The following is a 22,742-nucleotide window of genomic DNA, read 5'->3' on the forward strand; positions in this document are numbered from 1 at the left end:
GCTGGAGGCGGGTGACGGAGATCCTTATGGTCGCGTTAAGGGAGTGCTCAGGCTGGGCTGAGGTAGCTACCGTTCGCAGCATGGAACGAGAGCGGATCCGGCAGGCGGTCACCTCGGACGTGCCGGCGGTCAAGGCCGTGACCGATGCCGCGTACCGGCCCTACGTCGAGCGCATCGGGGTGGTGCCGCAGCCCATGGAGGCGGACCACGCGGCGAACGTGGCGGCGGGGAAGGTGTTCGTCACCGAGGAGCCGGGCGCGGGCCTGACGGGACCCGTGGGCCTCGTCGTCCTGGAGGCACACGCGGACCATGTCCTCCTCGACAGCATCGCCGTCCACCCCGACGCGCACGGCAGGGGGGTGGGACGGCGGCTGCTGGGGTTCGTGGACGCGCACGCCCGTGCGCTGGGCCTGCCCGAGGTCAGGCTCTACACGAACGCGATGATGTGGGAGAACCAGAAGATCTATCCGAGGTACGGGTACGAAGTGGTGGAACGCCGGGTGGACGGGCCCTACGACCGCGTCCACTACCGCAAGCGGCTGCTCTGAGGCGTCTCATGCCCGGCCTGCCGGTCAGCTCTCCGGCCACCAGGTGCGCGCGATGTCCTTGCGGACCTCCGGGCGCATCGAGGGGCGCTCGTCGGGCTCCTCGCGGACTCGGCGGGCGTCGGTCTTCTTCAGGGGCTTCTGCACGGTCAGACGGCGCATGGCTGCCTCCTTACGGATCCACCGGGTTCCGCGTTCTCACGGAGGTAGACCCTTTCCCCGAGACTCACTCATCGATGCATCCCTGTCAGTGGCGGTTGTCACGTTCCGGCGCCCCGACTCCGTTGTCAGTGGCGGGTGTCACCCTGGGCGCATGAGTGGGAACAGTGACGGAACGACCGCGCCGGGTACCGACTGGGACGCGCTGGCCGCCTCCTTCGACGACGAACCGGACCACGGCCTGCGCGACCCGGACGTGCGCCGGGCCTGGGCCGCCCGGCTGGCCTCCTGGCTGCCCGAGCGGCCCGGCGACGTCCTCGACCTGGGCTGCGGCACCGGCAGCCTGTCACTCCTCGCGGCCGAGCAGGGCACCGCGTCACCGGCGTCGACCTCTCCCCGGCCATGGTGGAGCTGGCCAGGACCAAACTCGCCGGTCGTGACGCGGTGTTCCTCTCCGGTGACGCCGCGGCACCGCCCGTGGGCGAGCAGCGCTTCGACGCCGTGCTGGTCCGGCACGTCCTGTGGACGCTGCCCGATCCCGGCCGGGCCCTGCGCCACTGGCGGCAGTTGCTGCGCCCCGGAGGGCGGCTGGTCCTGGTCGAGGGCGTGTGGGGGAGCGTCGCCCCCGTCGGCATACCCGCCGACCGGCTCACCGCCCTGCTCGGCCCGCTCGCCGGGCAGGCGCGGGTGGAGCGGCTGTCGGACGACCCCTCGCTGTGGGGCGGGCAGGTGACGGACGAGCGGTACGCGGTGGTGGCGACGTACGGGTGAGCCGCGCGGCGGGCGATGCCGGCGGACCGGTGGAGCCGTCACTCCAGCAGGCCGGTGAAGCCCTCGCCGCGGGCCAGCCGCTCCAGTTCGTCCAGTGCGGCCACCGCGGCGGCAGCCGCCCCGGGGTCCCGGTCCGCCAGCCCGCTCCCGGCGAACTCGTCCTCGTCCAGGCGCCGTACGTCCGTGCCGTCGGCGGAGCGCCACAGGTCCAGGTCGAGGTCCTCGACGACCAGTTCCGCGCCGGTCAGGACGGCGGGGCGGGTGACGTCGCAGTACCAGCCCTTCAGCACACCGGCCGCGGTCCTGACCTCCTTCACCGAGTACCACCGGTCGCGCCAGTAGTACTCGGTGAAGACGTCCCCGGCCTCGAAGCGCACGAAGCCGAAGTCGCGCACGCCGTCCCCGGCCCAGGGGGCGCGGACGGCGAGGCGGGTGCCGTCGTCGTGCAGCGGCGTGGCCGCGTACCGGATCTTCGTCCGGCCCGCCTTGACCAGTACGACGCTCAACTCAGCCGAGTTCGCGGACATGGCGCACCTCCGTCGCGCAGATCTCGTACCCGAGCCACTTGTTGATGGCGAGCATCGGGCCGTTGCCGGTGTCGTTGCCGGTGAGCGCCTCCGTGTACCCGGCCGCGCGGGCCCGGCGCAGGGAGTCGGTCTTGGCGAGCTTGGCCAGGCCCCGGCCGCGCTGCGCGCGGACCGTGCCCGTCATCGCGGTCGCGTACCGGGTGCCGTCGGTGTAGGCGACGCTGAAGGCGGCCGGGCGGCCGTCGACGACCACGACCGTGGTCAGTTCCCGGTGCAGCAGCGGGTGCCGCCAGGACTCCGCGAGCCACGCCTCGTAGTCCGTGAACTCGACGTCGACGTCGCTCGGTTCGTCCGCCACCGTCTCCGCGTCCAGCTCGAACACGGCCCGGGGGTCGTCCGCGAAGTCGGCGGCGGTGCGCAGTTCGACACCCGGGGGAGGGGGCCCCAGGGGCGGGAGCGTGGCGTTCGCCAGGTCCAGCCGGAGGAAGTGCGCGGCACGCCTGCGCGCGTAGCCGTGCCGCTCGGCGAAGGCCAGGTCGGCCGGGCCGTCCAGCACCCAGGAGTACAGCTTCGTCGCGCCCTCGCGGGCCAGGTGCTCCTCGGCCGTACGCACCAGCAGGCCGCCGGCCCCGCGCCGGCACCGCCGCGGGTCGACGTAGACGTTCAGGAAGCCCTGACCGGGCTCCGGGCTGTCGTGCACCAGCCCGATCTGGGCCGTGCCGATCACCTCGCCGTCCTCCTCCGCCACCAGGGACCGGCTCCGGGCGTCCGGGTGGGTGTGGACGAGCCGGTGCACGACGGCTTCCGGCGTCCACAGGACGAACGGCAGGGCCCGGTGGCGGACCTGGGCGAAGGCCGCGACATCGGCCGGGTCGTCGGGGCGCAGATCGCGTACGAGAACAGTCATGGGGGCGCACGCTACGGCGGCCGGGCGGTCGGGTGCCTCTCATTTTCGCGGGGATACGGGACAATCGCCGGGTGACCTTGAAGATCCGTATCGACGACGGCACGCCGCCCTACGAGCAGGTGCGCGCGCAGATCTCCGCACAGGCGCGGTCGGGAGCGCTGCCGGTCGGGTACCGGCTGCCCACCGTGCGCGGACTGGCCGAGTCCCTGGGGCTCGCCCCGAACACGGTCGCCAAGGCGTACCGGGCGCTGGAGGCGGACGGGGTGATCGAGACGCGGGGGCGCAACGGAACATATGTCGCTGCCGCGGGCTCTGCCGCGGAGCGGGAGGTGGCCGCGGCGGCGCGGGGATATGCCGAGCGGGCTCGGCGGCTGGGACTCACCGAGGGGGACGCGCTCGCCGCGGTGCGGGACGCCCTGCGGGTGGCTTATGGGTGAGCGCCGTCTTGGGTGGGGTTCGCTCTTGGCTGCGGGCGCGTTGTGGCTGGTCGCGCAGTTCCCCGCGCCCCTTGCGGCGTTCTGGTGACCGTCAGGTTCGCAGCGCGGGCCAGTCTGGCGAACAGCGTCGCGTCGGTCACCGCTGCCGCGTTCGGGTCGTTGTTGAAGTACACGTGGACGTCGCTCGTGTCCGGCCAGGTCGTCGCGATGCGGTCGGCCCAGGTCGCCAGGGAGCGGCGGCCGTAGTGCGGCCAGGCAGCGGCCCGGCCCTGGTGGAAGCGGACGTAACCCCAGTCGGTGGTGCGCCACAGCGGGGTGACCGGGCGGGCGCGGACGTCCGCCCAGCACAGGGCCGCGCGCCGGGACACGAGGACCTCGCGGACCTCGGGCGTCCACCACGACGCGTGCCGGGGTTCCACCGCGACCCGGGTGCCGGGCGGGAAGCAGGCCAGGCAGGCGTCCAGGAGGTCCGGGTCGGCGCGCAGGGTCGGCGGCAGTTGCAGCAGGACCGGACCGAGGCGGTCGCCCAGCCCGGCCGCGTGGGTCATCAGGCGGTCGACCGGTTCCGCCGGGTCGCGCAGGCGTTTGATGTGCGTCAGGTAGCGGCTCGCCTTGACCGCGACCGTGAAGTCCGGCGGCACCCGCGCGCGCCACGCCGCGAAGGTCTCCCGGGTGGGCAGGCGGTAGAAGGCGTTGTTGATCTCGACCGTCGCGAAGGCGGCCGCGTAGCGCTCCAGCCAGAGCCGGACGGGCAGACCGGGCGGGTAGAGGGCATCCCGCCAGTCCCGGTACTGCCAGCCCGACGTGCCGACGAACAGGGTCATACCCTCATGAAAGCACCGAGCCGCCGATGCCGGGCTACAGGTACAGCCCGGCCTCCGTGCCCGCCCGCGGTTCCGGCAGCGCGGTCGGCGAGGTGCCCCTGCGCAGCGCGTACAGCTCGGCCAGGGTGGCGCCCTCACGGCCGACCCCCTCCTCGGTGCCCAGCCAGTCCACCGCCTCCCGCCGGGCCAGCGGGCCGACCTCGATGCGGGCCAGGCAGCGGCCGGGGCGGACGACGGCGGGATGCAGCCGTTCCAGGTCCTCGTTGGTCGTGACGCCCACCAGGACGTTGCGGCCCTGGCCGAGGAGTCCGTCGGTGAGGTTCAGCAGGCGGGAGAGTGCCTGGCCCGCCGTGTGCTTGGCCTCGCCGCGGATCAGTTCGTCGCAGTCCTCCAGCAAGAGCAGCCGCCAGCGGCCCTTGCCCGCCGCGTCCTCCTCGCCGATGGCGATGTCCATCAGATAGCCGACGTCGGAGAAGAGCCGCTCCGGGTCGAGGACGCAGTCCACCTGGCACCAGTCCCGCCAGGACCGGGCCAGTGTGCGCAGCGCCGAGGTCTTGCCGGTGCCCGGCGGCCCGTGCAGGAGCAGCAGCCGGCCCGCGATGTCCTCCGGCGTCGTCTTCATCAGGCCGTCCATCGCCTCCGCGACCGGCGCCGTGTAGTTGGCCCGGACCTCGTCCCAGGTGCCCGCGGCGATCTGACGGGTGGTGCGGTGCGGGCCGCGCCGCGGGGAGACGTACCAGAAGCCCATCGTCACGTTCTCCGGCTGCGGCTCGGGCTCGTCCGCCGCTCCGTCCGTCGCCTCGCCGAGCACCTTCTCGGCGAGGTCGGCGCTGGTCGCCGTCACCGTGACGTCGGCGCCCCGGTTCCAGCGCGAGACCAGCAGGGTCCAGCCGTCGCCCTCCGCCAGCGTCGCGCTGCGGTCGTCGTCGCGGGCGATCCGCAGCACGCGGGCGCCCGGCGGCAGCAGCGTGGCGCCGGACCGTACGCGGTCGATGTTCGCCGCGTGCGAGTACGGCTGCTCACCCGTGGCGAAACGGCCGAGGAACAGCGCGTCGACGACGTCGGACGGGGAGTCGCTGTCGTCCACGTTGAGCCGGATCGGCAGGACTTCGTGCGGGTTCACGGACATGCCGCCATGATCCGGCACCCGGCCGCCGCGTGCACCCGCTTTCCCGGGCTCACGCACCGTGCGGACGCCGAGGAACGGCGACCCCGCGGTCCCCCACACCCCCTGTTTTCGTCCGGACTTGAACGAGTGTCAGCCAATTTTTGGCATGCACACTTCCAGTCGACGCGCGTAGCCGCTACCACGGTCGTGGCAGCAATCCTGCTAAGGGAGGTTCCATGAGACGTTCCCGACTTGTCGGCTTCCTGAGTTCACTCCTCCTCGCCGCCGGCGCCGCCCTCACCGGGGCCGCGACCGCTCAGGCGGCCCAACCCGCCGCAGCCGACGGCTATGTGGCCCTCGGCGACTCCTACTCCTCCGGGGTCGGAGCGGGCAGCTACATCAGCTCGAGCGGCGACTGCAAGCGCAGCACCAAGTCCCACCCCTACCTGTGGGCGGCCGCCCACTCACCCTCCACGTTCGACTTCACCGCCTGTTCCGGCGCCCGTACGGGTGATGTTCTGGCCGGACAGCTCGGCCCGCTCAGCTCCGGAACCGGACTGGTCTCGATCAGCATCGGCGGCAACGACGCCGGGTTCGCCGACGTCATGACGACGTGTGTGCTCCAGTCCGACAGCTCCTGCCTGTCGCGGATCGCCACCGCGGAGGCGTACGTCGACTCGACGCTGCCCGGCAAGCTCGACGGCGTCTACTCGGCGATCGGCGACAAGGCCCCGAACGCCCACGTCGTCGTCATCGGCTACCCGCGCTTCTACAAGCTCGGCACCACCTGCCTCGGCCTGTCCGAGACCAAGCGGGCGGCGATCAACAAGGCCTCCGACCACCTCAACACCGTCATCGCCCAGCGCGTCGCCGCCCACGGCTTCACCTTCGGCGACGTCCGCACCACCTTCACCGGCCACGAGCTGTGCTCCGGCAGCTCCTGGCTGCACAGCGTCGACTGGCTGAACATCGGCGAGTCGTACCACCCCACCGCGGCCGGCCAGTCCGGCGGCTACCTGCCGGTCCTCAACGGCGCCGCCTGACCCGAAGCAGAAGCAGAAGCAGAAGCAGAAGGAGAAGAAGGAGCGGAGGGAGAAGTGGAGGGGGAGGCCTCGCCCGTCGAGGTCTCCGTCTCCGTCCCGGTCCCGGTCCCGCAGGTCACCGAGAACGCCACCGCGTTCGACGTGGCCCGCACCGGAGTCCGCACCTCCACGCGCACGGCGCTCTCGAACGCGCCGCTGTCGTCGTGCGTCGTCACCACCACGCCGTCCTGGCGCGAGCGGTCGCCGCCCGACGGGAAGGTCAGCGTCCGCCACCCCGGCTCGGAGACCGACCCGTCCGCGGTCACCCAGCGGTAGCCGAACTCGGCGGGCAGCCGCCCCACCGCGAACGTCGCCGTGAAGACGGGCGCCCGGTCGTGCGGCGGCGGGCAGTCACCGCTGTAGTGGGTGCGCGAGCCCGCCAAGAACACCTTCACCGACTGCGGCGCGGGACCGCTCTCCCCGCCGCCGTCCCCGGGCGAGGCCGACGGGCTCGGCTCCCCGCCGGTGCCGCCCCCCCTGATGCCGAACCGGCCCCGGGGACTGGCGTTTTCGCGCCGCCCGTCCGTAACCCCTGCGGAGGGCGCGGCGCGTCGCGCGCCCGGCGGTGACGTCGACGGGCCGGACGCGGTCCGCGGAGAAGGGGGACCCGGGTGGAGGCGGACGAGCTGCTGGTGCTGGTGGCGGACGGCGACCAGGAGGCCTTCGAGGAGCTGTACGGGCTGGTGTCGGGGCCGGTGTTCGGACTCGTGCGGCGCGTGGTGCGCGACCCCGCGCAGTCGGAGGAGGTGGCTCAGGAGGTACTGCTGGAACTCTGGCGGTCCGCGGCGCGGTTCGACCCCCGCCGGGGCAGCGCCCTGTCGTGGATCCTCACCGTCGCCCACCGCCGCGCCGTCGACCGGGTGCGCAGCGCCCGCGCCGCCGGCGAACGCGAACGGCGCGATGCCCGCCGCGCCCACCACCCCGCCTTCGACCAGGTCGCGGAGGAGGTCGAGGCGGGGCTCGAACGCGAGTGGGTGCGGCGTTGTCTGGACCGGCTGACCGCACTGCAGCGCCAGTCGGTCACCCTCGCCTACTACGACGGCTACACCTACCGTGAGGTGGCCGAGCGCCTCTCCCTGCCGCTGGGCACGGTCAAGACCCGGATGCGGGACGGACTGGGCCGCCTGCGCGACTGCCTGGAAGGCGCCGCATGAGCCCCGGCCGGCTGCCGGGCCGCCGCCGCGGCGCCCTCCACTCACTCGCCGCCCCCTACGCCCTGGACGCCCTGGCGGGCGTCGAACGGGCCCGCTTCGAACGGCACTTGGAGGGCTGCGGCCGCTGCGCCGCCGAGGTGCGGACGCTGTCCGAGGGCACCGTCCGGCTGGCCTGGTCCACGGCCGCCCCGGCGCCGCCCGCCCTGCGCGAGCGGGTGCTGGCCGCCGTACGGACCACCGCGCAGGAGGCCCCGCTCCCGAGCGGGCCCGCGGTGCGGCTGCCGGCCCGGCCGCGCCCCCTGCTGGTGCCGTTCGCCACGGTGACGGCCGCCGCGGCGCTCGTGGTCGCCTCGCTCTTCGCCGTGCGGGCTGACCGCACCCAGGACGACCTGGACACCGCGCGCGACCGGACACGTGAGATCGCCCACGTTCTCGGAGCCCCGGACGCCCGCGCGGCGCGCGGTGCGGACGCACGCGGCCGCGGTCTGGCGGTGGTCGCCTCCGCGTCCAGGGGGCGCGCGGTGGTGACCCTCAGCGGGTACGGCGAGCCGCCGGGCGACCGCGTGCGCCAACTGTGGCTGATGCGCCCCGGCGCCGAGCCGCGCTCCCTCGGGCTCCTCGACGGCGACACGCCCCTGATCGCCTCCGGCATCGGCCGCTCCGCGACGTCACTCGCGGTGACGGTGGAACCGGGCGGGGGTTCGGGTCTGCCGACGAGTGAGCCGGTCGTCCAACTCGCCCTGGAATCTGTCGGATTCGGAGAGTAATCGTCAACCCCCTTACGGGGAAGGTGAATCCTGTGACCGCGATACACGCATGCCGTACCGGGGCGATAGGGTTACCCTGCCCGGGCCGGGTGGACTCGTACGGGTGGGGAGTGACATGGAACAGATAACAGTGCGCAGCAGGGCAAGGGTCCCTGCGATCACCTGCGGGAGCAGCGCGACCAGCTCGCGCCTCGACCGTCATCTCGCGGTACTCGGAGGGCCCGCCCTCCCGCAGCGGGAGACCGTGGAGGCGACGTCGCTGATGCGTGAGCTGACCGCGCGTGAGCCCGCGCACAAGCGCAGCAACCGGGGCGCCAGGGTGCGCCGGGTCTCGCTGTTCGCGCCACTGCGTCGACTGCGCCGCTCGCTGTTCGGCGGCAACTGAGGCCCGCGCTCCGGAGGTCACACCTCCCGGCGCGGCGCCGCGGCACTCGTCCGTCATCCCCACGGCACGCAGCGGCGCCCCGGTGTGCTCCCCGAGCGCGGGTCGTTCCCGGTACACCCGGCTCCGTACGGACGCAGGTGGCGTCCCGTGCGCGTTCCCCCGTTCCCGCTCCGGCGTTTCCGTCCCGCCGTCTCCCCACCGGCGGTGACGCGCCCCGGCCCGTTCAGCGACCCCCGTGCGCGTACCGGCGCACCGCGAGCGGGACGAACACCGCGAGCAGTACCGCACACCAGGCCAGCGACCCGGCGACGGGATGCGTCACCGGCCAGCCGGCCCCCTCCGGCACGGGCGCGTTGCCGAAGAGGTCCCGCAGCGCCGTGGCCACCGCGCTGATCGGATTCCACTCCGCGACCGTGCGCAGCCAGCCCGGCAGTCCGTCGGTCGGGATGTAGGCGTTGGACAGCAGCGGGAGGAGGAAGGTCGCACCGCCCAGCTGACCGGCCGCCTCCTCGTTGCGGGTGAGCAGCCCCAGGAAGATCCCGATCCACGTCGTGGCGAACCGGAACAGCAGCAGCAGCCCCACCGCCCCCACCGCGCCGAGCACGCCGCCCTCCACCCGCCAGCCCACCGCGAGCCCGACGAGCAGCAGCGGCACCGTCCCGGCGGCCGTGACGAGCACGTCGGCGACCGACTGGCCGAGCGGCACGGCGGCCCGGCTCACCGGCAGCGTCCGCAGGCGGTCCGTCACGCCCCGGTGGGTGTCCTGGGCGGCCTGGAACATGCCGGTCATGATGCCGTTCGCCGCCGTGGCGACCAGCAGGCCGGGCACCAGGAAGGCCCGGTACTCCTCGCCCGGCATCGCCAGCGCGCTGCCGAAGACGTAGCCGAAGAACAGCAGCATCGTGACCGGCATGGTCTGGGTGAGGATCAGCAGACCGGGGTTGTTCCGGGCCCGCCGCAACTGGCGGCCCAGCATGGCCGCCCCGTCGTACGCCAGGCCGTGGACCGAGCCGTACGGCCCCGTCGTCGCTGTGCTCATGCCACCAGCTCCTTGCTGTCGTCGCTGTCGTCGCGGCCGCGGTCGCCGTCGGTCAGGCGGAGGAAGACGTCGTCGAGGGTCGGCGGCCGCAGGCGCGCGTCCACCAGGGGTACGGCCGCCGCGTCGAGCTCGCGCACCAGGCGGGGCAGGGTCAGCGTCGGATCGGTGCTGACGGCGCCGACGGTGCGCCGCTCGTGGTCGAGGACCGGCTCGGCCCCGGTCAGCCGGTCCAGGACCGCCGCCGCCCGCGCCAGGGCCTCCGCGTCCGCGACGACGGCCTCCGCGTACGCACCCACCAGCGCCTTGAGTTCGGCCGGAGAGCCGGTGTGCGCCACCCGGCCCCGGTCCACCAGGGCGATGTCGTCGGCCAGGCGGTCGGCCTCCTCCAGGTACTGCGTGGTGAGCAGCACGGTGGTGCCGTCCGCCTTCAGGGCGCGCACGGCCTCCCAGATGCGGTTGCGGCTGGCCGGGTCGAGTCCGGTCGTCGGTTCGTCCAGGAACAGCACGTCGGGGCGGCGCACCAGGCTCGCGGCCAGGTCCAGGCGGCGCCGCATGCCGCCGGACAGGGTGGCCGCGGGCCGGTCGGCGTCGTCGGCCAGGCCGAAGCGGTCGAGCAGCTCGTCGGCCCGCGCCGCCGCGTCCCGCACCCGGTGCAGCCGGGCGAACAACCGCAGGTTCTGCCGTCCGGTGAGGTCCCCGTCCACCGACGCGTACTGCCCGGTCACCCCGATCCGGCGCCGGACCGCGGCGGCCTCGCGTACGAGGTCGTGCCCGGCGACCCGCGCCGACCCCGCGTCCGGCCGCAGCAGCGTCGTCAGCAGCCGGACCGCCGTGGTCTTGCCGGCCCCGTTCGGCCCGAGCAGCCCGCAGACCGTGCCCTCGGCCACCGCGAGATCCAGACCGCGTAGTGCGTGCACGGTGCCGAAGCGCTTCTCCAGACCCTCACTAAGTACAGCGTACGTAGTAGTCATGGGTCGACCATAGCGCACTACGTACGCTGTACGTAACTAGGATGGTGGCCGAGGTGATGCACGATGGCGGGCCGAGCGGCCGTACCCGAAGTGATCTGGTCGCGTCCCGAGCGCACCGGTCGGGGGCCGAGACCGGCGTACACCCGCGCCGACATCGCCGCCGCCGCGGTGCGGATCGCCGACGCGGAGGGCCTGGACGCGGTGTCGATGCGCCGCGTCGCCGGTGAGCTGGGCTGCGGCACCATGTCGCTCTACAACTACGTCCCCCGCAAGGAGGACCTGTACGAGCTGATGATGGACGCGGTCAGCGGCGAGCACGAGCTGTGGGAACCGAGCGGCGACTGGCGCGCCGACATGATCCGCGTGGCCCACCAGACCCGCGCCCTGATGCACCGCCACACCTGGCTGCCCCGCCTGATGTCCCCCGTCTACGGCTTCAGCCCCAACGCCCTGCGCTACCTGGAGCACTGCCTGGCCTGCCTGGACCCCTTCGAGGCGCCCTACGGCACCAAGATGGAGCTGGTCGCGATGGTGAACGGTGTGGTGACGACGTACGTCGGCAACGAGATCGCCACCGCCGAGCGCACCCGCTCGCTGCCCTGGTCCGCGGAGCAGGAGAACGCGATGCGCATCGCCTACCTCGGCCGGCAGGTCGCGAGCGGTGCCTACCCACGGCTGGCGGCCTCCTTCGCCGAGGACGCGGGTCCGATCGACCTGGAGGGCGTCTTCGAGCGGGCGCTGACGCGGGTGCTGGACGGGTTCGGCTGAGCGGGGGCCCCGATTCCGCCGGGGGTCACAGCAGCGCCAGCTGGCCCTCCGGCCCCTCCTCCCGCTCGTCCAGGACGGAGGCCGGGCGGCGGGCCGCCGCCGGCACCGGCAGGACGCCCGCCGCGCGCAGTTCGGTCGCGGTGATGCCGTCCGTGACCGTCAGCTCCCGACGCGCGTCGAGCGCTTCGGCCAGCAGCGCGAGCACCGTGATCAGTTCCAGCAGCTCGGACGTCCAGGTCTGCGGCCAGCCGGCCGGACGGATCGCGCTCAGCGTGCCGGGCTCGCCCTCGGCCGTGCGGGCCGCGAACCACTGCTCCAGCACCCGCACCCCGCCCACCTCGAAGTCCCAGGCGCCGGGCGGCACGGGGGAGACGCGGCCCTCGTCCAGGAAGAGGGCCTCCTCGTCCCGGTCGTAGCGCAGGGTCAGCGGGCGCGGGGGCAGCGGGGCGCGGACGTACGGGCGGCGGCCGCCGGGCAGCTTGGGGCGCTCTCCGTCGCGGCGCATCAGCCACAGGGCACGCCGGCCCAGTTCGACCCCGCGTTCCCACAGCGCGGGGTCCGCGGTGAGCGGGACCAGCGAGCCGGGCCGCACGGCCGCCACCGACCAGGCGAGCACGTCCAGCGGGCCGGGGCGCAGGCCGAGGCGGACGGTCAGGTGGTCCAGGAGGCCCGGGGCGAGGTTGGGCTCCGTGCCGCCGGGGCGCCGGTGCAGCGGGCGGACCCGGGCCGGGCCGAACAGCGGCAGCAGCGAGGTCGCCAGGAGCCGCGGCGGACCGGCGGTGTCGGGCACCTCCACGACGAACACCTGCCGCTCGTCCGCCACCCGCCACAGCTCCGGACGGGCCGCGTCGATCAGCCGGTGGTCGGGGATCAGCCACTGCTCGTCGAACGGCGCCCGCAGTACCCGGACCGGCTCGGGACAGGGCCCCGCGGCGCGCGCCAGCCGCTCGGTGCCCCCGGCGCCGCCCGGCAGCCGTCCGACCGCCGAGTGCGGTGTGCGCGAGCGGGTCGGCTCGAACAGGGTCGCCCGGTCGGGTCCCTCGGCCTTGAGCAGGGCGTCCCAGCGGGCCTTCAGGGACGCCGCGTCGGGAGCCGTCGGCCACCCCCGGCCGAGCCGCGGCGGTGCGACGGACCACGGCATGAGGTCGGCCAGCGGCGGCGCGTCGTCGTGCGTCACGCCGGGCATCGTACGACGGGGCGCCGCGGCCTCACGTGGCATCCAGGGTGACCGTGAACGAGAAGCGGTCGCCCCGGTAGTGGATGACGGCCACGTCCAGCACCCGGCCCGCGCTGTCGTAGGTGATGCCCGTGTAGTGCAGGATCGGGCTGAGCAGCGGGATCTCGAGCAGTCGCGCCGTCTCCGGGTCCGCGAGCCGCGCCTCGACGGTGTCCGTGATCCGGCTGATGTCCATGCCCACCCCGTCCCGCAGCACCTTGGTCATCGGCCACCGGGCGAGGTCGTCCACGTCGATGCGGCCGGCCAGTTCGGGACGGACGTAGTTGCGGGCGTGGTTGGTCGGCTCGCCGGTCTTCTCGTCACAGCGCAGCCGGTGGTACGTCGCCACCTCCGGCAGCTCCGGGAAGAACTCGGCGAGGTCGGAGGGCACGGGAGCGATGCCGTGGTCCAGCAGCTCGGCCTTCATGCCGGACTGCTGGGCCACGATCGCGTCCACCGAGCCGAGCAGCCGCACCGGGGCGCCCCGGAGGGCGTGCGGCTCGATGAACGTGCCCCGCCGGCGGTGGCGGGTGATCAGCCCCTCGTCCTCCAGCTCCTTCAGCGCCTGCCGCATGGTCAGCACGCTCACCCCGTAGTGCCCGGCCAACTGCTCCTCGGTGGGCAGGCGCAGCGGGTCCCGGGGCGAGCGGCCGAGTATCGAGGCGCGCAGCGACTGCGACACCTGGTACCAGAGCGGCAGCTTGCGGTTCAGGACGATGGAGTCCGGGGCGAAGGAGGTCACGGGCCATCCGTACCGGTAGGCAATCCTCAGTGCAAGGGGCGGAAGTGGCGCTCCAGGCCCTGCCAGACGTCGTCGTAGCGCGGTTGCAGGTGCTCGGCGCGGGCCGCCTGGGGCGTGAGGGTCACCGGCCACCGGGTCTCGAACATGAACGCCAGCCCGTCGTCGATCCGCTGCGGCTTCAGCTCGGCGGCGCTCGCCCGGTCGAAGGTCTCCCGGTCCGGGCCGTGCGCGGACATCATGTTGTGCAGCGAACCGCCGCCCGGGACGAAGCCCCCCGAACCGGCGGCCTTCGCGTCGTAGGCGCCCTCGATCAGGCCCATGTACTCGCTCATCACGTTCCGGTGGAAGTACGGCGGCCGGAAGGTGTCCTCGCCCACCAGCCAGCGCGGCGCGAACACCACGAAGTCCACGCCCGCCAGGCCCGGCGTGTCCGACGGGGAGGTGAGCACCGTGAAGATCGACGGGTCCGGGTGGTCGTACGAGATGGTGCCGATGACGTTGAAGCGGCGCAGGTCGTAGACGTACGGCAGGTGGTTGCCGTGCCAGGCGACGACGTCGAGGGGGGAGTGGTCGTACTCGGCGGTCCAGAGGTTGCCGCAGAACTTGTTGACCACCTCCACCGGACCGTCGTGCTCCTCGTACGCGGCGACCGGCGCGCGGAAGTCCCGGGCGTTGGCCAGGCCGTTGGCGCCGATCGGACCGAGGTCGGGGAGCTGGAAGGGGGCGCCGTAGTTCTCGCAGACGTAGCCGCGGGCGTCCTGGTCCAGCAGCTCCACGCGGAAGCGGACCCCGCGCGGGATCAGCGCCACATGGCCCGGCTCGGCGTGCAGCAGCCCGAACTCGGTGCGCAGCAGCAGTCCGCCGCGCTCCGGGACGATCAGCAGCTCACCGTCCGCGTCGCTGAAGACGCGCTCCATGGACGCCGTCGCGTGGTAGAGGTGCACGGCCATGCCGGCGCGCTGGGTCGCGTCGCCGTTGCCGCCGAGCGTCCAGAGCCCCGCGACGAAGTCCGTGGCGGGCCCGGGCACCGGCAGGGGGTTCCACCGCAGCCGGTTCGGGTCGGGCACGGCCTGGTTGAAGGGCGCCGTGCGGATCGTGCCGTTGCCGGTGCGGGTGAACGCCGGGTGCGCGGCCGACGGACGGATCCGGTACAGCCACGAGCGCCGGTTGCGCGCCCGCGGCTCCGTGAAGGCCGTGCCGCTCAGCTGTTCCGCGTACAGGCCCAGCGGCGCCCGCTGCGGGGAGTTCCGGCCCTCGGGCAGCGCGCCCGCCACGGCCTCCGAGCTGTGCTCGTTGCCGAAACCGGACAGATAGGCCAGCCCCTCCGCGGTCTTCCGCGCGTCCCCGCTCATTGATCGCTCCCTCGCAACCCGATTCCCGTCCGATTCCTATGGCACACCGTAGGATTGCGTTTTCCCGTGCGCAAGAGGGCGCAGGGGGGACCGCGTAAGAGGACTTCCCCGCACGGCGCCTTCCCGGCCGTACGTCGTGAGGATGACCGGAACCAGACCCCCGGGGGATCCGGACTGTCGGACCCGTGTTCTAGTCTCCCGTCATGTCGTGGACGCGGGGAGTGCTCGCCGTGCTCGCGGTCTGTGTCCTGCTGTTGACGGGATCGGCGGGCTGCGACTCCGGTGGCGTGGAGGAACCGGAGGCCGGGAATTCGGCCACGCCGGTGGGCAGGCTGCTCGACACCACCGACGAGGAGGGCCGGCGCTACCGCGAGGTGGACGCCGAGCACGCTCCCGAGGTCGGGATCGAGGTGCAGCCGGAGGCCGACGACAGCTGGGACGTCCGCCTGACCGTGCGCGGCTTCCGGTTCTCGCCGGACGGCACCCGGGCCGAGGCGGTGGCCGGCCGCGGCGTCGCCCACCTCTTCCTCGACGGCGACCTCCTCACCCGTCTGCGCGGCCCGCGCTACCGCCTCCCCGCCGACCTGGTCCCGCGCGGCACGCACCAGGTCACGGTCCGCCTGTACGCCGACGACGACACCGTCTGGGCCGTCGACGGCGAGCCCGTCGAGAGCACGGCGGACATCACGGCGTCAGACGCCGAGCCCACCGGGGCGACGCAGCCGGAGGAGATCGAGGGCCGCACCGTCACCGAACCGGCGGCGGACCGGTGAGTGCGGCCGCCGTGCCCACCGGGTGCCGCCGAGGGCCGGAGCCGGGCGCCGCCCCCGCACGTACCGGAGGTCACGGTTCACCCGGCCGGTCCCGGAGGGCATCATGAGGACCGTGTCCCACGCGACCCCGCTCCGCCGCGCCCCCGTGCAGCGACGCAGCGCCGAACGGCTGACCCGGATCCTCGACGCCTGCGCCGACCTCCTCGACGAGGTGGGCTACGACGCCCTGAGCACCCGGGCCGTGGCACAGCGCGCGGACGTCCCCATCGGGTCCGTGTACCGCTTCTTCGGCAACAAGCGGCAGATGGCCGACGCCCTGGCCCAGCGCAACCTGGAGCGCTACGCGGAGCGGGTGACCGAACGGCTGACGGAGACGGGCGACGGCGGCTGGCGCGGTGCGCTGGACGCCGTGCTCGACGAGTACCTGGCGATGAAGCGGACCGCGCCCGGCTTCTCCCTGATCGACTTCGGCAACCAGATCCCGGTCGGCGACCGCCACGCCGTCCCCAACCACCGGGTCGCCGAGCGGCTCACCGAACTGCTCTCCGGCTATCTGGGCCGCCGCCCCGACGACGACATGCGCCGCGTCTTCCTCGTCGCCGTGGAGACCGCCGACACCCTCGTGCAACTCGCCTTCCGGGTCGCGCCGGACGGCGACGAGAAGATCATAGGGGAGGCGCGGGAGCTGCTGCGGGCGTACCTGGGGCGCGTGCTCGACTGACGGCGGACCGCGGGCACCGCTCGCCGAACCCACCGCACACGCCCTCCCGTTGCTAGAGTGATCACGCGTGGGGGCCGGGGTTTGGGGGACACGGTGGCACGAGTGGTCTGCATCCACGGGATCGGCCAACAGCACGCGGGCGAGCGGGAGTTGCACCGCTCATGGCACACCGCGCTCAGTGACGGACTGCTGCGTGCCGGCGCGCCGTTCGCACTCGGCGAGGACGACGTGCGCTGCGTCTTCTACGGCGACCTGTTCCGCCCGCCCGGCCGCACCCTCGCGCTGGCCGACCCCCCGCTCGGCGCCGGGGACGTCGCGGACGGACTGGAGACGGACCTGCTGCTGGCCCTGTGGGCGGAGGCGGCCCGCACCGACGAGGCCGTGCTGCCGCCCGATGCCCGCACCCTCGCCCGCACCCCCCGCACCGTCCAGCGCGCCCTCAACGCACTGGGGCGCTCCCGGTTCTTCGCCGGGATCGCGCTGCGCGCCATGGTCCTCGACCTCAAGCAGGTCCGCGCCTACCTGTGCGACCCGGCCGTCCACGAGGCGGTGCAGGGGCGGGTCGCCGACGCGGTGACCGACCGCACCAGGGTCGTCGTGGGCCACTCCCTGGGCAGCGTCGTCGCCTACGAGGCGCTGTGCGCGCGCCCCGACTGGCCGGTGCGCTCGCTGCTGACGATGGGGTCACCGCTGGGCATCCGCCACCTCGTCCACGACCGGCTGCGCACCGGTGCGGCGGGCCCGCCGGGCGCCTGGCCCGGAAGCGTCGCGCACTGGACGAACATCGCCGACGAGGGAGACGTGGTCGCCCTCGTGAAGGACCTGCGGCCCCTGTTCGGCGACCGAGTCCGCTGCCACCTCGTGCACAACGGCGCCCGCGCCCACGACGCCGCCCGCTACCTCAACACCCCGGAAGCCGGCCGGGCGGTGGCCGACGGCTGCGGCCCCGCGGACTGAGACACGATGACGGGCGCGGCCATGGCACCGGGGACACGCGGCGCGGACACGGGAGCGCCGGCCGACGGCGGGACGCCCGCCGCCCGCCGCTTCCTCATCGCCGCCGCCGTCACCGACGTACGCGCGCACCCCGAGGCCGCCCGTCCGGAACTCACCGAGGACGTCCGGCGGATCACGGACCTCTTCGTCGGCGAACTCGGCTACCGGACGGCCCTGGACCTCGGTCCCCACCCGACCCGGCGGCAGCTCACCGAGTCCCTGCGCGCCTTCGCCACCGACCCCGACCGCCGTCCCGACGACTACGTCGTCCTCTACTTCGCCGCCCACGGCATCGTCGACGAGGACAGCGGACGCCACTACCTCCTGCTGCACGACAGCGACGCCGCCGACCCCTACGGCACCGCCCTTCCCACCGAGGACCTGGTCGGCGGCGTCTGGAACGGGACGGCCGTCGAGCGGCTGCTCGTCCTGATCGACGCCTGCTACGCCGAGGAGGGCGCGGACAAGGCGCTCCAGGGCGCCCTGGACGCCCGCCGGTTCCGCGAGCCGGTCACCGGGCACGGCAGCACCGGCCTGGTCCTCGTCTCCTCCTCCCGCCGCAAGGAGGAGACGTACACCGGCGCCCTGTCGGCCGCCTTCGACCGGGCCGTCCGCGCCCGCGCCACCGCGGGCAACGCCCCCGCCCACATCAGCGTCGAGCACGTCATGGCGGCCATCCACGGCGACCCGGAGATCCCGGCGGCCCAGCGCCCCGGGTGGTCCCTGTCCCACGCCACGGGCGGCATTCCCGCCTTCCTGCCCAACCCCCGGCACGTCCCGGACTCCGACGGACTCCGACTGGAGGAGATCGACCGCGTCGTCGCCCTCGCCGCCCGGGAACGCGCGGCCCGCGACCAGGACATGCGCTCCTTCTTCCTGCCCCGGGCCCGCGGCACGGACATGGTGACCGACGACGTCTGGGACTTCACGGGCCGGCACGCGGCGCTCGGCGACATCAGCACCTGGCTCGATCCGCGCCGGACGGACGAACGGCTGTGCGTCGTCACCGGGGACCCCGGCTCCGGGAAGTCCTCCCTGCTCGGCATGGTCGCCGTACTCACCGATCCGGAACGCGCCGCGGCCGTGCCCCGCGCGGGCCTGCCGCCCCTTCTGCCCCGCCCCGGCGACGTCGGCGTGCGCGTCAACGCCAGTCATCTCTCCACCCGGCAGGTGCTCGACGCCCTGGCCGCGGCCGCCGGCTGCGCCGCCGCATCCCTGGGCGAGCTGACCGCCCACCTCCAGGCCCGGAACGACCCCCTCGTCGTTCTCGTCGACTCCCTCGACGAGGCGCTCGCACCCCGCGAGACCGTCGACGAACTCGTCGTCCCGCTCACCGACCCCGAACGCAGACTGCCGCTGCGCCTGCTGGTCGGCGCCCGCCCGCACATCGCGGCCCGGCTGCCCGACGACGCGCCCCGCATCGACCTAGACTCCGAGCGCTACGCCGACCCCGGCGCCGTGCGCGCCTACACCCGCAAGCTGCTGCGCGCGCCCGGCTCCGTGCTGGAGGGCGGCGAGGACGGCCTGGTGGACGCGGTCGCCGAAGCCGTCGCCCAGGCCGCGGGCCGCTCCTTCCTCGTCGCCCGCATCACCGCCCGCACCCTTGCCCGCGAGCCCCGCCCGCCCGACCCGGGCGACCGACGCTGGCGCGAGGAGCTGCCCCGGCTGCCCGGCGAGGCCATGGAACGCGATCTGGAGCAGCGCCTCGGCCCCCGCGCCGCTCAGGCCAGGGACCTGCTCCTCCCGCTCGCCTACGCCCAGGGCGCCGGACTGCCCTGGGCGGGCGTGTGGGCGCGCCTGGCCACCGAGATCACCGGCACCCGGTACGGCGACGAGGACCTGGTGTGGCTGAGCCGGGAGGCCGGTTCCTACGTGGTGGAGAGCGTGGAGAGCGGCGGATCGGTGTACCGCGTCTACCACCGGGCGCTCGTCGAGTACCTGCGCGAGGGCCGGGACGCGGCCCGCGTGCAGCGCACCATGACCGAGGTCCTGCGCACGATCGAACACCCGTACGTGCGGCGGTACCTCGCGCTGCACGCCGCGGAGGGCGGGGTGCTCGACCCGCTGGTACAGGACGCGGGGTTCGTCCTGTCCGCCGACCCGGGACAGCTGCTGGCCGCCGTACCCACGCTGCGCACCGCGGAGGGGCGGCGTGCCGGGCAGGCGGTGCGGGACATGGAGACACAGCTGCGGGCGCGGGGCGGGTGCGGCCCCGACCCCCGGGCGCGGGCCCGGCTGAGGCTGGCCGCGGTGTGCCGACGGGCGAGGCGGCTGGCGGACTCGTGCGACACCGGTGAGGGGGAGCTGCCCTGGCGGGCCCGGTGGGCGGCCTGGGATCCGTACGCGGGCGGACGGCGCTATCCCGGAATGTCCGTCGGAGGAACCGGCGTCGTGGTGCCCGGCGGGCCCGCCGGGCCCCGGTACCTGGACTTGGACTCGTCGCGCGGACCGTGGTGGTACGACCTGGACGTGGGAGACAGGCAGCGTGCCCATCAGCAGCAGAGGGAGGAGCGCGGCTACTTCTTCGGCCCCACCGCGCCCCCGCAGCTCCCCGGCCTCGCCGCGGCCTGGTCCTACGACCACTACCTGGAGCCGGCCCGGCGCGGTGAGCCGAGATGGCGGTCCGTGCGTCTGCTGCACATCTGGCGCGGCCGGGAGAACACCGTCTGGATGCTGCCCGCGGACGACGAGGGCGAGGAAGGCTACGAAGGGCGGCCCCTGCGGTCCGTGGAACAGCTGGTACTGCTTCCCGGCCGGCGCCCGTCCGACGAACCCGCCGTGGCCGTACTGCGCCTGAGCGACGGACGGGTCCGCGTCCACCAGCTCAGCTCCGCCCGGTCCCACCCGCCCCTGACCCTCTCCCAGCGCCGCTCGCTCTACGCCTCCCAGATCCGGGAGTGGACGGAGCGGGCGCACTGGCGCAGGGCCACCCTCTCCGCCACCGTCCTGCCCGCCGAGGTGGGGGCGCGCGTCACGGCATGCGCCGCCCCGCCCGGGCTTCCCCCGCTGACGGTGCTGCTGGGCTGCGAGGACGGCCGTGTCGTCCTGCGGGAGACCGACGAACGGGAGGTCCGGGCCGAGGTGCGCACCGGCCACGACGGTCCGGTCACCGCCGTGGACCTGGTGCCCGGCCATCCGCACCGGCTCCTGATGACCACCGGCTCGGACGGCACCGTGCGGCTCTCCTCGCTCTCCCACGGCGAGCCCGTCCGCACCCTCCTGACGAGCCCGTACGTCATCGTCTCGGCCGCGGTGCACCGCGTCGGGCGGCAGTGGATCGCCGCCGCGGTGACCGGAGACGGGCAACTGCACCGGATCGACCTCGACAGCGGTCGTCCGGTCGGCCTGCCGCTGCGGGTCGACCTGGGCCTGCGGGTCAGGGTGGCCGCCTTCGACCTCGGGCCGGTGGCCTGCGTGTCGGTCGAGGGCGGGGCCCGCGGACTCCAGCTCTACGACCTCGTCACCGGGGACCGGATCGGCGGCCAGGAGCTGCGCCACTCGGCCGACGCGGTGTGCCGGGCGGGCGAAACGGTCTGCGTCGGCGGCTCGGACGGCATCGTGCGGTTCTGGCCCACCCCGCACGCGGCGGACTCCACCCGGATCACCGCCCACCACGGCGGGGTGCTGGCCCTCGGAGAGGTCCGCGGGCCGTCCGGTGCCCCCGCCCTCGTCAGTGTCGGCCAGGACCACGAGATCCGCTGCTGGGACCCGGTGCGCCCGCGCGAACTGTGGCGCAGGCCGGTACTCGACCCGGGACTCTGGCAGGTCTCCCTGATCAGCTGCGCCGCCGTCGGACACACCGCCGACGGCCGCGACCTCGTCGTCACCGGCGAGTACGGGGGCCGGGTCCGGGTGCTCGTGCTGCGCGACGGACTGCCCGTCACGGAGCACGAGTTCACCGCGCCCGGCATCGTGACCGCACTGACCTCCGGACGCGTCCGGGACCGGGACGTGGTCGTCGCCGGCACCGACTCGGGCCGGCTCGTGTGCTGGGACGCGGGCGCCGGGCGGAGCTGGGCGTGCGGCCCGGTCCCGGACCGGCCGGCGTGGATCACGGCCCTCGCCCTGGCCCCGGACGGTTCGGGACGGCTCACGGCGGGGGACCACGACGGATCGGTACGGGAGTGGTCGCTGCCCGCCTGCCGGCCTCTCGGCCCGCCCCGCCGGGCGCACCGCGCGGCGGTCACCGCCCTCGCTCACCTCGGCTCCCGGTTGTTCGGGTTCGGCACCGACGCCCGGCTGGTGTCGTACGAGGACGGCTGGGAGCGCCGGATGCCGCAGAGCGGCACCTCGCTGCACGCGACGGACGAAGGCCTGCTGTTCGGCGACGAGACGGGCAACGTGTGGCGGGTCCGGGACACGCCCGAGGGCCGCAGGGTGGAGGAGGCCATGGACGTGGTGCGGCGCGTGTCCTCCATGGCGGTGGTGGCCCGGGACGGGGCGCCGGTGGTCGTGGCCGGCGGTGCCGACGGGTCGCTCCAGGTGCGCGAGGCCGAGCACGGCGAAGTGGTCCGCCGGCTGCGGCCGGTCGACGGCTCCGGTGTGGAGCAGCTGGCCGCGGCGTCCTGGCGGTCGCCCGGGCGGGAGCCGCGCCCGCTGCTCTTCGCCCGCAGCGGCAACGGCCTGCTGGAGTACTGGGACTTCGGTGCGGGAGACCCCGTGCGCTCGGCGGGCCGGCCGCTGGCCACCCCCGTGCCCCACCAGCGGGAAGAGGCGCGGCTGGCCGTCGTCCCCGACGACACCGGAGCGCAGTCCCTCCTGTCGCTCGTGCCGTGGGACGCGGCGGACCCCTGGGCCGTCGGCTCCTTCGTGGACGGCCGGGTGTCCGTCCACGACGTCGCCCGCGGGCCGCTCCCGCACCAGCCCTGTTCCGCCCACAGCGACGGGAAGACGCGCCTCGGGGGCTCGCTCCGCGCGGTGCGCTGCGCCGGGCGGCTCCTCGTCTTCGTGCCCCTCGACGACGACGTGGTGCGGGTCCTGGACACGACGACCCGGCGCTGGGCGCTCCTGCGGCTGCCCGACGAGGGTCTGGTCGACGTGTTCGCCCTGACCGGGGAAACCGGTGACGCACTGCTGGTGGTGGGGTGGGCGCACACCAGGATCGTGCCGTGGGAGGAGTTCAGGACGCGCTTCTCCTCGTCCGGCGAGAGGCCCGCCCCGCACCACCCGGGCGGCTCGCGCTCGCCGCTGCGGCGCCCCGTTCCCCGGCCGCCGGTCACTTATGAGCACGAGACCCCCCTCTGGCGTGGTGACTTCGCCGCCCTCCTGCCGGGCGGTGACGCCTACGCCCTGGCGTCCCACCGCGACCTGGCCGTCGTCGGCACGCGCACCGGCACCGTGCACCGCGCCCTGGAACTGCCGTCGCCCTGCACCGCCCTCGCCACCGGCCCGCACGGCGAACTGGCCGTGGGCACGCGCAACGGGCCGATCCTCTTCGACTGACCCCGACAGCCCCTCCCCAGCATGCCTACCGGTCGGTATGCTCATCTCGCAGAGAG

22 protein-coding genes and 1 pseudogene are annotated in these 22,742 nt (G+C 74.2%); 13 read left to right on the forward strand and 10 right to left on the reverse strand.

Features of this window, described 5'->3' with window-relative positions; all coding sequences use genetic code 11:
* Positions 1 to 80: 80 nt before the first annotated feature.
* Entirely contained in the window at positions 81 to 548 is a 468-nt protein-coding gene (locus ACZ6IM_RS11155; RefSeq protein WP_469556017.1) for a GNAT family N-acetyltransferase, read from the forward strand.
* A gap of 24 nt (positions 549 to 572) precedes the next feature.
* Here the strand turns inward: ACZ6IM_RS11155 and ACZ6IM_RS11160 are convergent, their stop codons facing one another.
* Positions 573 to 707, reverse strand: a complete 135-nt coding sequence (locus tag ACZ6IM_RS11160; RefSeq protein ID WP_052842065.1) for a hypothetical protein — start codon at positions 705 to 707, stop codon at positions 573 to 575.
* A gap of 151 nt (positions 708 to 858) precedes the next feature.
* On the opposite strand from ACZ6IM_RS11160, the pseudogene ACZ6IM_RS11165 reads away from it, so the two are divergent.
* Positions 859 to 1,475: pseudogene (locus tag ACZ6IM_RS11165) on the forward strand (class I SAM-dependent methyltransferase).
* A 38-nt stretch (positions 1,476 to 1,513) separates the two neighbouring features.
* Here ACZ6IM_RS11165 and ACZ6IM_RS11170 read toward each other — a convergent pair.
* Entirely contained in the window at positions 1,514 to 2,002 is a 489-nt protein-coding gene (locus tag ACZ6IM_RS11170) for a ribonuclease FAU-1 family protein (protein ID WP_052842064.1), read from the reverse strand.
* Positions 1,983 to 2,909, reverse strand: a complete 927-nt coding sequence (locus tag ACZ6IM_RS11175) for a GNAT family N-acetyltransferase (RefSeq protein ID WP_052842063.1) — start codon at positions 2,907 to 2,909, stop codon at positions 1,983 to 1,985. Before ACZ6IM_RS11175 ends, ACZ6IM_RS11170 begins: the two co-directional genes overlap by 20 nt.
* A 71-nt stretch (positions 2,910 to 2,980) precedes the next feature.
* Here ACZ6IM_RS11175 and ACZ6IM_RS11180 point away from each other — a divergent pair, with 71 nt between their 5' ends.
* On the forward strand, positions 2,981 to 3,346 hold the full coding sequence (locus ACZ6IM_RS11180) for a GntR family transcriptional regulator (protein ID WP_469556022.1): 366 nt from the start codon (positions 2,981 to 2,983) through the stop codon (positions 3,344 to 3,346).
* Here ACZ6IM_RS11180 and ACZ6IM_RS11185 read toward each other — a convergent pair.
* A complete protein-coding gene (locus ACZ6IM_RS11185; RefSeq protein WP_052842061.1) occupies positions 3,337 to 4,170 on the reverse strand; it encodes a DUF72 domain-containing protein in 834 nt (277 codons plus the stop codon). The two genes, ACZ6IM_RS11180 and ACZ6IM_RS11185, sit on opposite strands and share 10 nt — an antisense overlap.
* Before the next feature lie 34 nt (positions 4,171 to 4,204).
* Positions 4,205 to 5,299 carry a DUF5925 domain-containing protein gene (locus ACZ6IM_RS11190; RefSeq protein WP_052842060.1) on the reverse strand — a complete coding sequence of 365 codons (1,095 nt, stop codon included), beginning with the start codon at positions 5,297 to 5,299 and terminating at the stop codon, positions 4,205 to 4,207.
* 215 nt (positions 5,300 to 5,514) lie between these two features.
* Here ACZ6IM_RS11190 and ACZ6IM_RS11195 point away from each other — a divergent pair, with 215 nt between their 5' ends.
* The 5 genes from ACZ6IM_RS11195 to ACZ6IM_RS11215 all read left to right on the forward strand — a co-directional run bounded on the left by ACZ6IM_RS11195 (position 5,515) and on the right by ACZ6IM_RS11215 (position 8,666).
* Positions 5,515 to 6,321: an SGNH family lipase gene (locus tag ACZ6IM_RS11195; RefSeq protein WP_052842059.1), complete on the forward strand. Its 807-nt coding sequence runs from the start codon at positions 5,515 to 5,517 to the stop codon at positions 6,319 to 6,321.
* Between the two features lie 54 nt (positions 6,322 to 6,375).
* Positions 6,376 to 6,636, forward strand: a complete 261-nt coding sequence (locus ACZ6IM_RS11200; RefSeq protein WP_469556026.1) for a hypothetical protein — start codon at positions 6,376 to 6,378, stop codon at positions 6,634 to 6,636.
* A gap of 335 nt (positions 6,637 to 6,971) precedes the next feature.
* On the forward strand, positions 6,972 to 7,514 hold the full coding sequence (locus tag ACZ6IM_RS11205; protein ID WP_052842057.1) for a sigma-70 family RNA polymerase sigma factor: 543 nt from the start codon (positions 6,972 to 6,974) through the stop codon (positions 7,512 to 7,514).
* On the forward strand, positions 7,511 to 8,281 hold the full coding sequence (locus ACZ6IM_RS11210; RefSeq protein WP_469556028.1) for an anti-sigma factor: 771 nt from the start codon (positions 7,511 to 7,513) through the stop codon (positions 8,279 to 8,281). Before ACZ6IM_RS11205 ends, ACZ6IM_RS11210 begins: the two co-directional genes overlap by 4 nt.
* 115 nt (positions 8,282 to 8,396) lie before the next feature.
* Positions 8,397 to 8,666: a hypothetical protein gene (locus ACZ6IM_RS11215; protein WP_052842055.1), complete on the forward strand. Its 270-nt coding sequence runs from the start codon at positions 8,397 to 8,399 to the stop codon at positions 8,664 to 8,666.
* A 223-nt stretch (positions 8,667 to 8,889) separates the two neighbouring features.
* Here ACZ6IM_RS11215 and ACZ6IM_RS11220 read toward each other — a convergent pair whose 3' ends face one another.
* Positions 8,890 to 9,705 carry an ABC transporter permease gene (locus ACZ6IM_RS11220; RefSeq protein WP_469556031.1) on the reverse strand — a complete coding sequence of 272 codons (816 nt, stop codon included), beginning with the start codon at positions 9,703 to 9,705 and terminating at the stop codon, positions 8,890 to 8,892.
* The gene (locus ACZ6IM_RS11225; RefSeq protein WP_469556033.1) at positions 9,702 to 10,676 is read right to left on the reverse strand and encodes an ATP-binding cassette domain-containing protein; all 975 of its coding nucleotides are present in this window, start codon (positions 10,674 to 10,676) and stop codon (positions 9,702 to 9,704) included. The genes ACZ6IM_RS11220 and ACZ6IM_RS11225 overlap by 4 nt, the downstream gene beginning before the upstream one ends.
* A gap of 63 nt (positions 10,677 to 10,739) precedes the next feature.
* On the opposite strand from ACZ6IM_RS11225, the gene ACZ6IM_RS11230 reads away from it, so the two are divergent.
* Positions 10,740 to 11,444 (forward strand): TetR/AcrR family transcriptional regulator C-terminal domain-containing protein, encoded by a 705-nt coding sequence (locus ACZ6IM_RS11230; RefSeq protein ID WP_052842052.1) that lies wholly within the window; start codon positions 10,740 to 10,742, stop codon positions 11,442 to 11,444.
* Between the two features lie 25 nt (positions 11,445 to 11,469).
* Here the strand turns inward: ACZ6IM_RS11230 and ACZ6IM_RS11235 are convergent, their stop codons facing one another.
* The 3 genes from ACZ6IM_RS11235 to hmgA are packed head-to-tail and all read right to left on the reverse strand — an operon-like array spanning position 11,470 to position 14,754.
* Positions 11,470 to 12,630, reverse strand: a complete 1,161-nt coding sequence (locus ACZ6IM_RS11235) for a type ISP restriction/modification enzyme (RefSeq protein WP_469556037.1) — start codon at positions 12,628 to 12,630, stop codon at positions 11,470 to 11,472.
* Between the two features lie 22 nt (positions 12,631 to 12,652).
* Complete coding sequence (locus ACZ6IM_RS11240) at positions 12,653 to 13,402, reverse strand: GntR family transcriptional regulator (RefSeq protein WP_469556040.1); 750 nt, start codon at positions 13,400 to 13,402, stop codon at positions 12,653 to 12,655.
* A gap of 26 nt (positions 13,403 to 13,428) precedes the next feature.
* On the reverse strand, positions 13,429 to 14,754 hold the full coding sequence (hmgA, locus tag ACZ6IM_RS11245) for a homogentisate 1,2-dioxygenase (protein ID WP_052842049.1): 1,326 nt from the start codon (positions 14,752 to 14,754) through the stop codon (positions 13,429 to 13,431).
* A gap of 203 nt (positions 14,755 to 14,957) precedes the next feature.
* Here hmgA and ACZ6IM_RS11250 point away from each other — a divergent pair, with 203 nt between their 5' ends.
* The 4 genes from ACZ6IM_RS11250 to ACZ6IM_RS11265 all read left to right on the forward strand — a co-directional run bounded on the left by ACZ6IM_RS11250 (position 14,958) and on the right by ACZ6IM_RS11265 (position 22,686).
* Entirely contained in the window at positions 14,958 to 15,527 is a 570-nt protein-coding gene (locus ACZ6IM_RS11250) for a hypothetical protein (protein WP_052842048.1), read from the forward strand.
* A 103-nt stretch (positions 15,528 to 15,630) separates the two neighbouring features.
* Positions 15,631 to 16,248: a TetR/AcrR family transcriptional regulator gene (locus tag ACZ6IM_RS11255; protein ID WP_052842047.1), complete on the forward strand. Its 618-nt coding sequence runs from the start codon at positions 15,631 to 15,633 to the stop codon at positions 16,246 to 16,248.
* A 93-nt stretch (positions 16,249 to 16,341) separates the two neighbouring features.
* A complete protein-coding gene (locus tag ACZ6IM_RS11260) occupies positions 16,342 to 17,205 on the forward strand; it encodes a hypothetical protein (protein ID WP_469556044.1) in 864 nt (287 codons plus the stop codon).
* Between the two features lie 21 nt (positions 17,206 to 17,226).
* On the forward strand, positions 17,227 to 22,686 hold the full coding sequence (locus ACZ6IM_RS11265) for a caspase family protein (RefSeq protein WP_469556046.1): 5,460 nt from the start codon (positions 17,227 to 17,229) through the stop codon (positions 22,684 to 22,686).
* The last annotated feature ends 56 nt before the right edge of the window (positions 22,687 to 22,742 follow it).

It is taken from the genome of Streptomyces sp. NPDC042336, from assembly GCF_055581985.1.

Excerpts from the sequence above, each read along its gene's own strand:
- ACZ6IM_RS11185 (WP_052842061.1), bottom strand. The coding sequence starts at position 4,170 with ATGACCCTGTTCGTCGGCACGTCGGGCTGGCAGTACCGGGACTGGCGG.
- ACZ6IM_RS11175 (WP_052842063.1), bottom strand. The coding sequence starts at position 2,909 with ATGACTGTTCTCGTACGCGATCTGCGCCCCGACGACCCGGCCGATGTC.
- ACZ6IM_RS11265 (WP_469556046.1), top strand. The coding sequence starts at position 17,227 with ATGGCACCGGGGACACGCGGCGCGGACACGGGAGCGCCGGCCGACGGC.
- ACZ6IM_RS11190 (WP_052842060.1), bottom strand. The coding sequence starts at position 5,299 with ATGTCCGTGAACCCGCACGAAGTCCTGCCGATCCGGCTCAACGTGGAC.
- ACZ6IM_RS11225 (WP_469556033.1), bottom strand. The coding sequence starts at position 10,676 with ATGACTACTACGTACGCTGTACTTAGTGAGGGTCTGGAGAAGCGCTTC.
- ACZ6IM_RS11250 (WP_052842048.1), top strand. The coding sequence starts at position 14,958 with ATGTCGTGGACGCGGGGAGTGCTCGCCGTGCTCGCGGTCTGTGTCCTG.
- ACZ6IM_RS11215 (WP_052842055.1), top strand. The coding sequence starts at position 8,397 with ATGGAACAGATAACAGTGCGCAGCAGGGCAAGGGTCCCTGCGATCACC.
- ACZ6IM_RS11235 (WP_469556037.1), bottom strand. The coding sequence starts at position 12,630 with ATGCCCGGCGTGACGCACGACGACGCGCCGCCGCTGGCCGACCTCATG.
- ACZ6IM_RS11230 (WP_052842052.1), top strand. The coding sequence starts at position 10,740 with ATGGCGGGCCGAGCGGCCGTACCCGAAGTGATCTGGTCGCGTCCCGAG.
- ACZ6IM_RS11210 (WP_469556028.1), top strand. The coding sequence starts at position 7,511 with ATGAGCCCCGGCCGGCTGCCGGGCCGCCGCCGCGGCGCCCTCCACTCA.
- hmgA (WP_052842049.1), bottom strand. The coding sequence starts at position 14,754 with ATGAGCGGGGACGCGCGGAAGACCGCGGAGGGGCTGGCCTATCTGTCC.
- ACZ6IM_RS11155 (WP_469556017.1), top strand. The coding sequence starts at position 81 with ATGGAACGAGAGCGGATCCGGCAGGCGGTCACCTCGGACGTGCCGGCG.
- ACZ6IM_RS11255 (WP_052842047.1), top strand. The coding sequence starts at position 15,631 with ATGAGGACCGTGTCCCACGCGACCCCGCTCCGCCGCGCCCCCGTGCAG.
- ACZ6IM_RS11170 (WP_052842064.1), bottom strand. The coding sequence starts at position 2,002 with ATGTCCGCGAACTCGGCTGAGTTGAGCGTCGTACTGGTCAAGGCGGGC.
- ACZ6IM_RS11160 (WP_052842065.1), bottom strand. The coding sequence starts at position 707 with ATGCGCCGTCTGACCGTGCAGAAGCCCCTGAAGAAGACCGACGCCCGC.
- ACZ6IM_RS11220 (WP_469556031.1), bottom strand. The coding sequence starts at position 9,705 with ATGAGCACAGCGACGACGGGGCCGTACGGCTCGGTCCACGGCCTGGCG.
- ACZ6IM_RS11195 (WP_052842059.1), top strand. The coding sequence starts at position 5,515 with ATGAGACGTTCCCGACTTGTCGGCTTCCTGAGTTCACTCCTCCTCGCC.